The 13,068-nt window shown below is 59.2% G+C and carries 8 protein-coding genes; 5 read left to right on the forward strand and 3 right to left on the reverse strand.

Annotated elements, in window-relative coordinates:
- Positions 1-70: 70 nt before the first annotated feature.
- Together ACIPY9_RS07165 and ACIPY9_RS07170 are read left to right on the forward strand one after the other, a co-directional pair.
- Positions 71-2,182 carry a putative bifunctional diguanylate cyclase/phosphodiesterase gene (locus ACIPY9_RS07165; protein WP_400698638.1) on the forward strand — a complete coding sequence of 704 codons (2,112 nt, stop codon included), beginning with the start codon at positions 71-73 and terminating at the stop codon, positions 2,180-2,182.
- A 91-nt stretch (positions 2,183-2,273) separates the two neighbouring features.
- Positions 2,274-3,020: an SDR family oxidoreductase gene (locus ACIPY9_RS07170; protein ID WP_400698640.1), complete on the forward strand. Its 747-nt coding sequence runs from the start codon at positions 2,274-2,276 to the stop codon at positions 3,018-3,020.
- Here the strand turns inward: ACIPY9_RS07170 and mapR are convergent.
- The 3 genes from mapR to ACIPY9_RS07185 all read right to left on the reverse strand — a co-directional run bounded on the left by mapR (position 2,978) and on the right by ACIPY9_RS07185 (position 5,158).
- Positions 2,978-4,450 (reverse strand): GntR family transcriptional regulator MpaR, encoded by a 1,473-nt coding sequence (mapR, locus tag ACIPY9_RS07175; RefSeq protein ID WP_400698643.1) that lies wholly within the window; start codon positions 4,448-4,450, stop codon positions 2,978-2,980. The genes ACIPY9_RS07170 and mapR overlap by 43 nt on opposite strands.
- A gap of 158 nt (positions 4,451-4,608) precedes the next feature.
- Positions 4,609-4,842 carry a DUF3203 family protein gene (locus tag ACIPY9_RS07180; RefSeq protein WP_400698646.1) on the reverse strand — a complete coding sequence of 78 codons (234 nt, stop codon included), beginning with the start codon at positions 4,840-4,842 and terminating at the stop codon, positions 4,609-4,611.
- 157 nt (positions 4,843-4,999) lie between these two features.
- Positions 5,000-5,158, reverse strand: a complete 159-nt coding sequence (locus tag ACIPY9_RS07185; RefSeq protein WP_400698649.1) for a hypothetical protein — start codon at positions 5,156-5,158, stop codon at positions 5,000-5,002.
- 294 nt (positions 5,159-5,452) lie between these two features.
- On the opposite strand from ACIPY9_RS07185, the gene ACIPY9_RS07190 reads away from it, so the two are divergent.
- Genes ACIPY9_RS07190 through glgB form a run of 3 tightly spaced genes read left to right on the forward strand, consistent with a single transcriptional unit; the run spans position 5,453 to position 13,050 of the window.
- Entirely contained in the window at positions 5,453-7,483 is a 2,031-nt protein-coding gene (locus tag ACIPY9_RS07190) for an alpha-1,4-glucan--maltose-1-phosphate maltosyltransferase (protein ID WP_400698651.1), read from the forward strand.
- Positions 7,484-7,495: 12 nt separating this feature from the next.
- Positions 7,496-10,825 carry a maltose alpha-D-glucosyltransferase gene (gene treS / locus ACIPY9_RS07195; RefSeq protein WP_400698654.1) on the forward strand — a complete coding sequence of 1,110 codons (3,330 nt, stop codon included), beginning with the start codon at positions 7,496-7,498 and terminating at the stop codon, positions 10,823-10,825.
- Positions 10,822-13,050 (forward strand): 1,4-alpha-glucan branching protein GlgB, encoded by a 2,229-nt coding sequence (glgB, locus tag ACIPY9_RS07200; RefSeq protein WP_400698657.1) that lies wholly within the window; start codon positions 10,822-10,824, stop codon positions 13,048-13,050. Before treS ends, glgB begins: the two co-directional genes overlap by 4 nt.
- Positions 13,051-13,068 lie beyond the last annotated feature (18 nt).

The raw sequence follows: 13,068 nt of genomic DNA on the forward strand, positions 1-13,068 counted from the left end.
TTTTTGCGTAAACTATCGCGCAACTGTTTGGCATGGATGCGTTAACTCGATCCATGTCACGGGGGCGCTCATGTTGACAGGTCACTACACCCCCTCGCTGGTTCTCATTTCTGTCTTCGTGGCCATTCTGGCCTCGTATACCGCGCTCGATCTTGCAGGTCGCATTGCCTCGGCCAGAGGGCGTGCGGTTTATATGTGGATGGGCGGTGGTGCCTTGTCCATGGGCATTGGCATCTGCTCCATGCACTTTATCGGGATGCTGGCTTTCAAGCTGCCTATCGAACTGGGGTTCGATATCCCCCTGACGCTAGGGTCATTGCTGATTGCCATGTTTTCGTCAGGGGTCGCCTTGTGGCTGGTCAACCGGCCGCAGTTGCCGCTTTCGCAACTGGGGCTGGGGGCCTTGCTCATGGGCGGCGGTATCAGCGCCATGCACTACACCGGCATGGCGGCGATGCGCATGCAGCCGGGCATCGAGTACGATCCCTTCCTGTTCGGCATTTCCCTGCTCATTGCCGTGGGAGCCTCGGCATCGGCGATCTGGATTGCGTTCCGCTTGCGTCACCAGACTGCCAATGTGTTTCTGGTCCGCGGAGGCGCAGCAGTGGTCATGGGCTTTGCCATTGTCGGCATGCATTACACCGGCATGGCGGCTGCCAGCTTCCCCGAGGGCAGCTTCTGTGGCGCACTGGGCAACGGGTTGAGAAGCGATGGGCTGGACAAGCTGGTGCTGGTCACCAGCCTGGCCGTGCTCGCCATTGTGTTACTGACCTCGACACTCGATGCCCGGCTGGAAGCCCGTACCGCCGTTCTGGCCAATTCGCTTCTGGAAGCCAACCGCGAACTGATGCACCAGGCCTTGCATGACAGCCTGACCAGCCTGCCCAATCGCGTTTTGCTGGCTGAGCGCATCGAGCAGGCCATCAACAAGGTGAATGAAAAGGGCGGATGTTTTGCCTTGATGTTCATGGATCTGGATGGCTTCAAGCCTGTCAACGATGCGTTCGGGCACCATGTCGGTGACCAATTGCTGCGCCAGGTAGCGTTGCGTCTGCGGGAGAACCTGTGCCGTCAGGACACACTGGCGCGCATTGGCGGCGATGAGTTCGTCCTGCTGATGGAAATGCAGGATCTTGAAGATGCCCGGGCGGTCGCGTCCCGTCAGGTCAATGTGATTGCCCGACCCTTCGATATCGCCGAGCACACGCTGCAGGTTTCGGTGAGCATCGGTATCTGTATGTATCCGGGCCATGGCGAGACTCAGCATGAGCTGTTGATGAATGCCGATGCGGCGATGTATAACGCAAAAGCGGCGGGCAAGAACGGCTACAGCTTCTTCGAGGCATCGATGAACACCAATGCCCGCAACCAGATGCAACTCTTGCAAGGGCTTCGAGAGGCCCTTCAACAGGCGCATTTCTGTCTTTATTACCAGCCCAAGTTCGATGCCGTCAGCGGTCAGTCGGTGGGGGCCGAGGCCTTGTTGCGCTGGAATCACCCACAGAAAGGCTTGCTGAGCCCGGACACCTTCATCGGTCTGGCCGAGAAAACCGGCCTGATCATCCCCATCGGTGAATGGGTGCTCGACGAAGCCTGCCGCCAGATGAGCGAATGGTACGCTCAGGGCTACACTCACTGGCGTATGGCCGTGAACCTGTCGGCCCAGCAGTTCTGTCATGCCGGGCTGGTCACGACGGTCTCCAATACATTGGCCAGGCACCGGCTCGCGCCCAATTGCCTGACGCTGGAAATCACCGAAACCACGGCCATGAGCAATGCCGATACCACCCAGGAGGTGCTACAGAAGCTGTCCGACATGGGCGTCGACTTGTCCATCGACGACTTCGGCACCGGTTACTCCAGCCTGATGTACCTCAAGCGTCTGCCGGCCAATGAAATCAAGATCGACCGGGGGTTTGTGCGGGATCTGGACCATGACAGTGATGACGCAGCCATTGTTTCAGCTATCGTTGCTGTTGGCCGTGCCCTGGATCTGCGTATCGTGGCCGAGGGGGTTGAAACCAGCACTCAGCAGAATTTCCTGACCCGTCTGGGGTGTGATGCCCTGCAAGGTTTCCTGTTGGGCTATCCACTGCCGGCCCAGCAGTTCATGAGCCATATCCGCTCGCACGAGGATGGTGTGTCCTCGAACATCGCGCTGAGCGCAGATGGAAATACATGATGGCATTAATGTTGGAACGCTGGCAGGATTTACAGAAGCAGCAGGGTCCATATCGTTATCTTTAGCCTCTGAAAAAGCACGAGAGACATTCATGGAAAAAGTCCTTCTCATCACTGGCGGCTCCCGCGGGATTGGCGCGGCGACGGCGCTTCTTGCCGCTTCACAGGGTTATCGAATCTGCATCAATTACCTGTCCGACCATGCTGCTGCCGAGAAGGTCTGCAGCAAGGTCCGGGAACTGGGTGCGCAAGCCATTACGGTACAGGCCGACGTCAGTAACGAGGACGAAATCATTCGTCTCTACACCCGTGTGGATGCAGAGCTTGGCCCGGTGACTCACCTGGTCAACAACGCGGCCACCATTGCCCATGTTTCGCGTCTGGACGATATTTCGGAATTCCGCATGCTCAAGATCATGATGAGCAATGTGGTGGGGCCGATGCTGTGCAGCAAGCATGCCTTGCTGCGCATGTCACCGCGTCATGGCGGCCAGGGAGGCTGTATCGTCAACGTGACGTCCCGTGTGTCCTGCCTGGGCGCGCCGGGTGAATATATCGATTACGCGGCCTCAAAGGGGGCCATGGATACGTTCACGATCGGGCTGTCCAAGGAAGTTGCGGGCGAGGGCATTCGTGTCAATGCCGTTCGGCCCGGTTATATCTTCACGGATTTCCACGCCTTGAGCGGCGATCCGTTCCGGGTCAGCAAGCTTGAGGGCGACCTGCCCATGTGCCGGGGAGGCACGCCGGAGGAGGTGGCTCAGGTCATTGTCTGGCTGCTTTCGGACAAGGCTTCCTATGTGACCGGAGCCTTCATCGATGCGGCGGGAGGTCGTTGAGCCTGGTTGTCCAGCAGCGAGCGAATGATCCGCCCCAGGGTCTCCATGGCATTTTCTGAAGCGGTAGTCCAGGGGCTGCCGTAATTCAGGCGAATGCAGTTGCCGAAGCGTCGGGCCGGGGAAAAGATCGGCCCCGGAGCAACGCTGATCCCTTGCGCCAGGGCTACTTGAAAGACTTTCAGCGAGTCGAGCGGTTCCGGCAATTCCACCCACAGGAAGTAGCCGCCTACCGGATGGCTGACTTTGGTCTGCGCAGGGAAATACCGTGCGATGGCCCTCAGCATGGCCCGTTGCTGGTCTTCCAGGGCGTAGCGCAACTTGCGCAGGTGCCGGTCGTAGCCGCCATGTTGCAGATAGTCCGCAATGGCAGCCTGAGCGGGAATCGAAGCGCAGAGCGAGGTCATCAGTTTCAGGCGTTCGATCTTCTGCGCATAACGACCGGCAGCCACCCACCCGATCCGATAGCCCGGTGCCAGGCTCTTTGAAAACGAGCCGCAGTGCATGACCCATCCTTCGCTATCGAAGGCCTTGGCCGGTTTGGGTGCCAGCGGGCCATAGTAAAGCTCGGCGTAGGCATCGTCCTCGATCAAGGGCACCTGATGCTCCCGCAGCAGGCGGACCAGCTCGCGCTTGCGCTCTTCGGGCAGCAAGGCTCCGGTCGGATTCTGGAAGGTGGTCATGCACCAGATGGCCTTGACCGGATGACGTTCCAGCGTCTGGGCCAGTATGTTCAGGTCGATGCCGTCGCGGGGATGAGTCGGGATTTCCACGGCCTTGAGCTTCAGGCGCTCCAGCACTTGCAGGCAGGCGTAAAAGGCAGGGGCTTCGATGGCCACCAGATCGCCCGGCTCGGTGACCGCTTGCAGGCAAAGGTTCAGGGCCTCCAGTGCGCCATTGGTGATCAGCAACTCTTCAACGGGAAGGACCAGGCCGTTGACCATGTAGCGCAAGGCAATCTGGCGGCGCAACTGCGGATTGCCCGGCGACATGTCCGTGACCACCATGCGCGGATCCATGTCTCGGCTGGCGCTGGCCAGTGAACGGGAAAGGCGTTGCAACGGAAACAGCATCGGACTGGGAAAGGCCGAACCGAAAGGAACGGTGTTGGGGTCCTTGATCGAATCCAGCACTGAAAACACCAGCTCGCTGACGTCCACCTCAGTGGATTCGCTGACCTGATGGCTGGCGTGTGGTTCGTTGAACGGTTTCGGGATGTTGCCGACAACGTTGTTCACGAAGTATCCGGAGCGCGCCCTGGCCCGGATCAGGCCCCGGCGTTCCAGCAGGTAATAGGCCTGGAACACCGTCGAAGGGCTGATGCCATGGGTCTGGCTCGCATAACGAACCGACGGCACCCGCTGATCCGGCCCAAGGACACCGCTGCGAATCATTTCGGCTACATCGTCGGCATATTTCTCGTAACGCTTCATGGCACCACCATTGATCCGGTAGCCGAACTATAAAGGCGAGACTGTTTGCAGAACAGATGCAGCTTGTTGCGTAAATACCGGATCAGATACCGCCTGCAGGAGCGGATTCATCCGCGAAAATGCCATTCGTGAATGAATTCGCTCCTACAGGTTTGCATTTATATCGGGCCACCTCTTTCGACCGTGTGATGGCGCCTGTCCTGTGCTCCATGCACGGTCAGGGCATCGGCCTCAGTTTCGGTTATCGGGACATTCTGCCCATCGATCAGCGCTTCGGACATGTGGGTCTGGTCATTCGTGGTTATGACCACTTGTGTCACCGCGCTGCGTAACACCACATCATTGAGCGTTGCAGAACAGGATTCGTGGGTATTGTTGAATTCCAGGGGCATGGCACGGCTCCTCAAATTGTTCCGTCAAAATTAGGACCTTGGGCTATTGGCAACGTTCTTGACCGATCGGCACCGCAACGTTGCGCTGCCGATTCTCGGACATTACCGGGCCAGAGCCATTGACTCGGGTCACGGTCGGAGGCTTCGTGCCACGGCTTCACAGAACGGCAGGAGGTTCTTCCGGAGGCGGATCGCCTACGGGAGGTTTGATCACGGGCGGCATGGTCGGTGGCGGTTCTTCATCCGGTGGCGGGACCGGCAGGTTCGGATCATCGATGTTCGGGTCCGGCGTTTCGGCGGGAATCGGAATATTCATGGGCTTCACCTCGAAAGCAGATGACGGGAGATCGTGAGGTTTGACCCCTGAAGACGTGAGGTAATTCAGAGCGTTTCGTTTTTGGCCGGTGCCAGCCGTGAGCCGGGCGTATTCGTCTACGCTTGTGTCGCACTTTCAAACTTTTTGAACTTTTGCCATTACACGTCGCTCGGAAAATCATATGACCGGTTCCGGTGGGTCACGACTTCACCGCTCGGTCCGCTATGCATCGACAAACCATTTTCTGCATGGATTCGCACAGGAGCGTCCCAGAGGCGTAAGGAGTGATGCTCGATGAAGGTGACTGCTGATCAGCCACACGGCCCGGAATCCCTGGCCTTCGATATTCCACACCCAGCCCGTCCATTGTCCCTGACCCAAGCCTTGCAACTGCCACGCATCGTGATCGAAGACACTTCGCCGGTGATCGATGGCGGTCTGTTTGCCGCCAAGGCCATTGTCGGCCAGCAGGTGAGGGTGACCGGCAAGGTGTTTGCCGATGGGCATGACAAGCTGGCGGTACGGGTCTGCTGGCGAGTGGAAGGCGAGGAACGTTGGCATACCTCTTCAATGCGGGACCTGGGTAACGACAGCTGGATCGGCGAGTTCACGCCGACTTCCGTCAATCGTTACGTGTTCCGCCTGGAGGCCTGGATCGATCAGTACGCCAGTTATCGCTACGAGCTGGAGAAAAAATACAGCGCCGGAGTGCCGATAGAACTGGAGCTTGAAGAAGGGCGTCTTCATCTTGTCCATGCCGCCGAGCGTAGCCAGGGGGCATTGCGTCAGCAGATCGAAAGCGTGCTGGAGCGTTTGGGCCTGGTTGGCACTGAAGCACGGGTTGCGCTGCTTCTGCACAGCGAAACCGCTGCCTTGATGATCCAGGCGGACAATCGTGCATTCCTGAGTCACAGCATTGAGTTTCCGCTGGATGTGGAGCGCAGGCTGGCGCAATTTGCCAGCTGGTATGAGCTGTTTCCCCGCTCGATCACGGATGATCCTGCCCGGCATGGCACCTTCAACGATGTGCAGTCGCGCCTGCCCATGATCCGTGACATGGGGTTTGACGTCTTGTACTTCCCGCCGATTCATCCCATCGGCCGGGCGCATCGCAAAGGCCCCAACAACTCATTGACCGCCGGGCCAGACGATCCCGGCAGCCCTTACGCCATTGGCAGTGCCGAAGGGGGTCATGAGGCCATTCACCCGCAGCTGGGCAGCCGTGAGGATTTTCGCAACCTGGTCAAGGCGGCTGCCGAGCACGGCCTGGAAATCGCACTGGATTTCGCCATCCAGTGTTCTCAGGACCACCTCTGGCTCAAGCAGCACCCTGGCTGGTTCTCCTGGCGTCCGGACGGCACCATTCGTTACGCGGAAAACCCGCCGAAGAAATACCAGGACATCGTCAACGTCGATTTCTATGCGCCCGATGCCATTCCTGCCCTGTGGCTGGAGCTTCGCGACGTTGTGCTCGGCTGGGTCGAGGAGGGGGTGAAGGTCTTCCGGGTCGATAACCCTCATACCAAGCCATTGCCGTTCTGGCAGTGGATGATCGGCGATATTCGCAGCCAGCATCCCGACGTAATGTTTCTGGCCGAGGCCTTTACCAAGCCGGCCATGATGGCGCGGCTGGGCAAGGTGGGGTATTCCCAGAGTTACACCTACTTCACCTGGCGCAACAACAAGGCCGAGCTGTCGGAGTATTTCACCCAACTGAATCAGCCCCCCTTGCGGGATTGCTACCGACCCAACTTCTTCGTCAATACGCCGGATATCAACCCGTACTTCCTGCATGAGTCAGGCAGGGCGGGCTTTCTGATACGGGCTGCGCTGGCGACCATGGGGTCTGGATTGTGGGGAATGTATTCGGGGTTCGAGCTGTGTGAATCGGCTCCGATTCCCGGCAAGGAAGAGTATCTGGATTCCGAGAAGTACCAGATCCGGGTCCGGGATTTCACCGCGCCGGGCAATATCATTGCCGAAATCGCCCAGCTCAATCGCATTCGTCGGCAGAACCCTGCCTTGCAGACACATCTGGGACTCAAGCTCTACGCGGCCTGGAATGACAACATCCTGTATTTCGGCAAGCGTTCTGACGATGGCAGCAACTTTGTGCTGGTCGCCATCAGCCTCGATCCGTTCAATGCCCAGGAAGCCCACTTCGAGCTGCCGCTCTGGGACATGGGGCTTCCCGACGATGCCGCGACGTCGGGGGAAGACCTGATGACCGGGCATCGCTGGACCTGGTACGGCAAGATCCAGTGGATGCGCATCGATCCTTCGTATCAACCCTTCGGAATCTGGCGCATTCAGGCGGCGAACTAGGGGACAGCAGTCATGGCGAACAAGAAGTCTGGAAGCGCCACGTTCATCAAGGACCCTCTCTGGTACAAGGATGCGGTGATCTATCAGGTGCATGTGAAGTCGTTTTTCGATTCCAACAACGATGGAATCGGCGATTTTGCAGGCCTGATCGACAAGCTCGACTACATTGCCGAACTGGGCGTCAACACCATATGGCTATTGCCGTTCTATCCGTCGCCCCGTCGCGACGACGGTTACGACATTTCCGAATATCGCGATGTACACAGCGATTACGGCACCATGGCCGATGCCCGGAAGTTCATTGCCCAGGCTCACAAGCGAGGTCTGCGGGTCATCAGCGAGCTGGTCATCAACCATACCTCTGACCAGCATCCCTGGTTCCAGAAGGCCCGGCACTCCAAGCGGGGTTCCAAGGCCCGTGACTTCTATGTCTGGTCCGACACGGATCAGAAATACGACGGCACGCGGATCATCTTTCTGGACACGGAAAAGTCCAACTGGACCTGGGACCCGGTCGCCGGCCAGTACTTCTGGCACCGTTTCTATTCCCATCAGCCGGATCTGAACTTCGACAACCCACAGGTGATGAAAGCCGTACTGGAAGTCATGCGCTTCTGGCTGGATCTGGGGGTCGATGGGCTGCGACTGGATGCCATTCCTTACCTGATCGAGCGCGATGGCACCAATAACGAGAACCTGCCCGAGACGCATCAGGTCCTCAAGCGTATCCGGGCCGAAATCGATGCCCATTATCCGGACCGCATGTTGCTGGCGGAGGCCAATCAATGGCCGGAAGACACGCAACTGTATTTCGGGGATACCCACGGTCCCGATGGCGATGAATGCCATATGGCGTTCCACTTCCCGCTGATGCCGCGCATGTACATGGCGCTGGCTCAGGAGGACCGTTTCCCGATCACCGATATTTTGCGCCAGACCCCGGAAATCCTGGCCAATTGCCAGTGGGCGATTTTCCTGCGCAATCACGATGAGCTGACGCTGGAGATGGTCACCGATCGCGAGCGTGACTACCTGTGGAATTACTACGCGGCAGACAAGCGGGCACGGATCAACCTGGGCATCCGTCGCCGCCTGGCGCCTCTGGTGGAGCGTGACCGGCGTCGTGTCGAGCTGCTCAACAGCATGCTGCTGTCCATGCCAGGCACCCCGACGCTGTACTACGGCGATGAAATCGGCATGGGCGATAACATTTACCTGGGCGATCGCGATGGGGTGCGTACTCCGATGCAATGGTCGATTGACCGCAATGGCGGGTTTTCCCGGGCCGATCCGGCAAGCCTGGTGCTGCCACCGCTCATGGACCCGCTCTACGGTTATCAGTCGGTCAACGTCGAAAGCCAGGAAAATGACCCTCATTCCCTGCTGAACTGGAACCGCCGCATGCTGGCCGTGCGCAAGCAGCAAAAGGCGTTCGGGCGCGGCACCCTGAAAATGCTGTCACCGTCCAATCGTCGAATCCTTGCCTACATTCGGGAATACACAGGGTCGGATGGACACAACGAGATCATTCTGTGTGTAGCCAACGTCTCCAGCGCGGCCCAGGCGGCAGAGCTGGAGTTGTCTGCCCATGCCGGTACGGTGCCTGTCGAGATGCTTGGCGGCAGTGCATTCCCGCCAATCGGGCAACTGACTTACCTGCTGACGCTGCCACCTTATGGTTTTTACTGGTTTCTTCTGGCCCCGGAGAATCAAATGCCCAGCTGGCACGTGGAACCGGCCCAAAGCATGCCGGACTTTCCGACACTGGTACTCAAGAAGCGTCTGGAAGAGCTGCTCGACGAACCGTTGCGCAGCACGATGGAAAAGACCTCGCTGGCAGTCTATCTGCCCAAGCGGCGCTGGTTCGGGGCCAAGGACAAGGCCATCGAACAGGTGGACATTGCCTATGCGGTGCGTTTTGGCGATCCGGCCCATCCGGTGCTGCTCAGCGAGATAGAGGTCACGAGCGCAGGGCAGTCCGAGCGTTATCAATTGCCTTTCGGGTTACTGGCCGAAGATGACATCAGCAGCGCCTTGCCACAGCAACTGGCGCTTGCCAGGGTCCGGCGTGGTCGGCAGGTCGGGCTGATCACCGATGCCTTCACGCTGGAAACCTTCATTGGGGCCGTGGTCCAGGGCATGCAGGCACAGACGGTGCTGCAAAGCGAGGATGGCGAGCTGCGTTTCGAGCACACGGCAGAGCTGGCCCCTCTGGGGCTGAGCCATGAATCGCCGGTTCGCTACCTGTCGGCAGAGCAATCCAACAGCTCGGTGGTGGTGGGTGACAGCCTGGTGCTCAAGATGATCCGCAAGGTCAGCGCCGGCACGCACCCGGAACTGGAAATGGGGGCTTACCTGACCCATGCCGGCTACCGGAACATTTCGCCCTTGCTGGGGGCGGTGACGCGGGTTGGAAATGACGGCCAGCCACATTTGCTGATGATCGCCCAAGGCTATCTGAGCAATCAGGGCGATGCCTGGGACTGGACCCAGAACAACCTTGAACGGGCCGTGCGCGATGCGTTGGCCCACGGAGTGTCCGGGCAGGAGCAGCCTTTCAATGCGCTTGGGGAGTTGGCGGAGTTTTCCCGCTATCTGGGCCAGCGGCTGGGTGAAATGCATCAGGTGCTGGCCGCACCGACGGATAATCCCGACTTCGCGGTACAAGTCACCCGTACCGGGGACAGTCAGGCATCGGCGAAAAGTATTACGGCCCAGCTGGATCGTGCCTTGCAACTGCTCGATCAGCGCAAGGAGGATCTGGAGCCTCATGACTGTCAGTTGGTCAATGATCTGCTGGGCAGACACGCCGCCATCCATCGTCATGTGCAACAGCTGGCCAGGCAGTCTGTCGGGGGCTTGCGCATGCGTGTCCATGGCGATCTGCATCTGGGGCAGGTGCTGGTGGTCAAGGGCGATGCCTATCTGATCGATTTCGAGGGCGAGCCTGCGCGCCCCTTGAGCGAACGTCGCGCAAAACACAGTCCTTTCAAGGATGTAAGCGGCGTTTTGCGTTCTTTCGACTACGCTGCCGCCATGGCCGTACGCAGCGCTCAAAGTGCGGACACCTCGACCGAAGCCAGTGCAGCCCGCCATCGTGTGGCGGATACGTACCTGACCCAGGCACGTGAAGCCTTCCTGGACGGTTATCGCAAGGCCACACAAGGGCTGGCCCATGCCTGGGAAGACGAGAGAGGAGAGAGCGCTGCACTGGAGTTGTTCACTCTGGAAAAAGCGGCTTATGAAGTGATCTATGAAGCCGAAAACCGTCCGAGTTGGTTGGCCGTACCGTTGCAAGGCTTGCGTGGGTTGCTGGAACTGTCTGATGGAGAACATAAATGAATGCGCCTGACAAAACCGGCACGGGCCGCCAACCAATGCCCGCTGCTGTCGACATGGATGCGTTGATCCGTGCCGAACACCGCGATCCCTTTTCGATACTCGGCCCTCACGGCGATGGCTCCACTGGTCAGTTCATCCGGGCCTACCTGCCGGAAGCGCTGAGTGTATATGTCCTGGCCCAGGAGGATGGCCGTGAACTGGGCTCTCTGGAGATGAGTGAGGTGCCGGGCTTTTTCATCGGACATTTCGAGCAGGCCCAGCCCTACCTGTTAAGGATCAACTGGGCCGGTGGCGAGCAGGTGACCGAGGACCCCTATAGCTTTGGTCCGTTGCTGGGCGAAATGGACCTGTATCTTTTCGCGGAAGGTAATCACCGCGACCTGAGCAGTTGCCTCGGGGCGCAGATGGTGAATGTCTCGGGCGTCGATGGCGTGCGTTTTGCGGTCTGGGCGCCCAATGCCCGCCGCGTTTCGGTCGTGGGCAACTTCAATAACTGGGATGGACGCCGACACCCCATGCGGCTGCGGCATCCGTCCGGGGTCTGGGAAATTTTCGTGCCTCGCTTGCAGGAGGGCGAAATCTATAAATACGAGATTCTGGGCAGCCACGGCATCCTGCCCTTGAAGTGCGACCCGGTGGCACTGGCCACGACCTTGCCGCCCGACACCGCTTCGAAGGTCGCCAGGCCGTTGCAGTTCGAGTGGCAGGATCATGACTGGCTGCAATCGCGTGGCGACCGGCACACCACGGCAGCGCCGCTGTCGATCTATGAACTGCATGCCGGTTCCTGGCAGATGGAGCAGAACGAGGATGGCACCCAGTGGCGGCAGTACAACTGGCGTGAGCTGGCCGACCGGTTGATCCCTTATGTCAAGGAACTGGGTTTTACCCATATCGAGCTGATGCCGATCATGGAGCACCCCTTCGGTGGCTCATGGGGCTATCAACTCCTGGCGCAGTTCGCGCCCACGGCGCGTTATGGCTCGCCTGAAGATTTCGCGGCGTTCGTCAATGCCTGCCACCAGGCTGAAATCGGCGTGATTCTGGACTGGGTACCGGCGCATTTCCCCACGGACACTCATGGCCTGGCGCAGTTCGACGGTACGGCGCTGTACGAGTACGGCAACCCACAGGAAGGCTTTCATCAGGACTGGGATACCCTGATCTACAACCTGGGCCGCACCGAGGTGCATGGCTTCATGCTGGCTTCGGCGTTGCACTGGCTCAAGCATTTTCATGTCGATGGCCTGCGGGTGGATGCCGTGGCCTCGATGCTGTACCGCGACTATTCGCGCAAGGCAGGCGAGTGGGTGCCGAACCGCTTCGGAGGACGTGAGAACCTGGAGGCCATCGACTTCCTGCGTCATCTCAACGATGTGGTTGCCCTTGAAGCACCCGGCACCATGGTGATTGCCGAAGAATCCACGGCCTGGCCGGGCGTATCCCAGAGCACCCAGCAAGGCGGGCTGGGGTTCTCCTACAAATGGAACATGGGCTGGATGCATGACTCGTTGCATTACATGCAACAAGACCCAGTCCACCGGGCCCATCACCATAACGAGCTGAGCTTCGGCCTCATGTACGCCTGGTCCGAGCATTTCATCCTGCCGATTTCCCACGATGAAGTCGTGCATGGCAAGCATTCGCTGATCGACAAGATGCCCGGTGACCGCTGGCAGAAGTTCGCCAACCTGCGCGCCTACCTGACGTTCATGTGGACGCATCCGGGCAAGAAGCTGCTGTTCATGGGCTGCGAATTCGGCCAGTGGCGCGAATGGAATCATGACGAGCAACTGGACTGGTACCTGCTGCAATACGCCGAGCACATCGGTGTGAAGAAACTGGTGACCGATCTCAATCGTCTGTACCGCCAGGAAAAGGCCTTGCACGAGCGTGACACCGAACCGATGGGCTTTCAGTGGCTGATTGGCGACGATGCCGCCAACAGCGTGTACGCCTGGTTGCGCTGGAGCAAGGAGGGCGAGCCGCTGCTGGTGGTCTCCAACCTGACGCCGGTGCCACGTGAGCATTACCGGGTGGGTGTACCGTTTGCCGGAACCTGGGTCGAGCTGCTCAACAGTGATGCCGAAACCTATTCCGGGTCCAATCTGGGCAATGGGGGCGGGGTGCATACCGAAGACACTCAAAGCCATGGCATGCCGGTATCGGTTTCTCTGAGTCTGCCACCGCTTGCCGTATTGATCCTCAAGCCCAGGGGCGAGTAAACGCCCCGTCGCGGGCAG

This window comes from Pseudomonas sp. NPDC089734, from assembly GCF_044748865.1.
In the GTDB taxonomy this organism is placed as follows: domain Bacteria; phylum Pseudomonadota; class Gammaproteobacteria; order Pseudomonadales; family Pseudomonadaceae; genus Aquipseudomonas.

What these genes read in the sequence shown, in the direction of transcription:
- ACIPY9_RS07165 (WP_400698638.1), top strand. Translation starts at nt 71, where the DNA reads ATGTTGACAGGTCACTACACCCCCTCGCTGGTTCTCATTTCTGTCTTC.
- ACIPY9_RS07170 (WP_400698640.1), top strand. Translation starts at nt 2,274, where the DNA reads ATGGAAAAAGTCCTTCTCATCACTGGCGGCTCCCGCGGGATTGGCGCG.
- mapR (WP_400698643.1), bottom strand. Translation starts at nt 4,450, where the DNA reads ATGAAGCGTTACGAGAAATATGCCGACGATGTAGCCGAAATGATTCGC.
- ACIPY9_RS07180 (WP_400698646.1), bottom strand. Translation starts at nt 4,842, where the DNA reads ATGCCCCTGGAATTCAACAATACCCACGAATCCTGTTCTGCAACGCTC.
- ACIPY9_RS07185 (WP_400698649.1), bottom strand. Translation starts at nt 5,158, where the DNA reads ATGAATATTCCGATTCCCGCCGAAACGCCGGACCCGAACATCGATGAT.
- ACIPY9_RS07190 (WP_400698651.1), top strand. Translation starts at nt 5,453, where the DNA reads ATGAAGGTGACTGCTGATCAGCCACACGGCCCGGAATCCCTGGCCTTC.
- treS (WP_400698654.1), top strand. Translation starts at nt 7,496, where the DNA reads ATGGCGAACAAGAAGTCTGGAAGCGCCACGTTCATCAAGGACCCTCTC.
- glgB (WP_400698657.1), top strand. Translation starts at nt 10,822, where the DNA reads ATGAATGCGCCTGACAAAACCGGCACGGGCCGCCAACCAATGCCCGCT.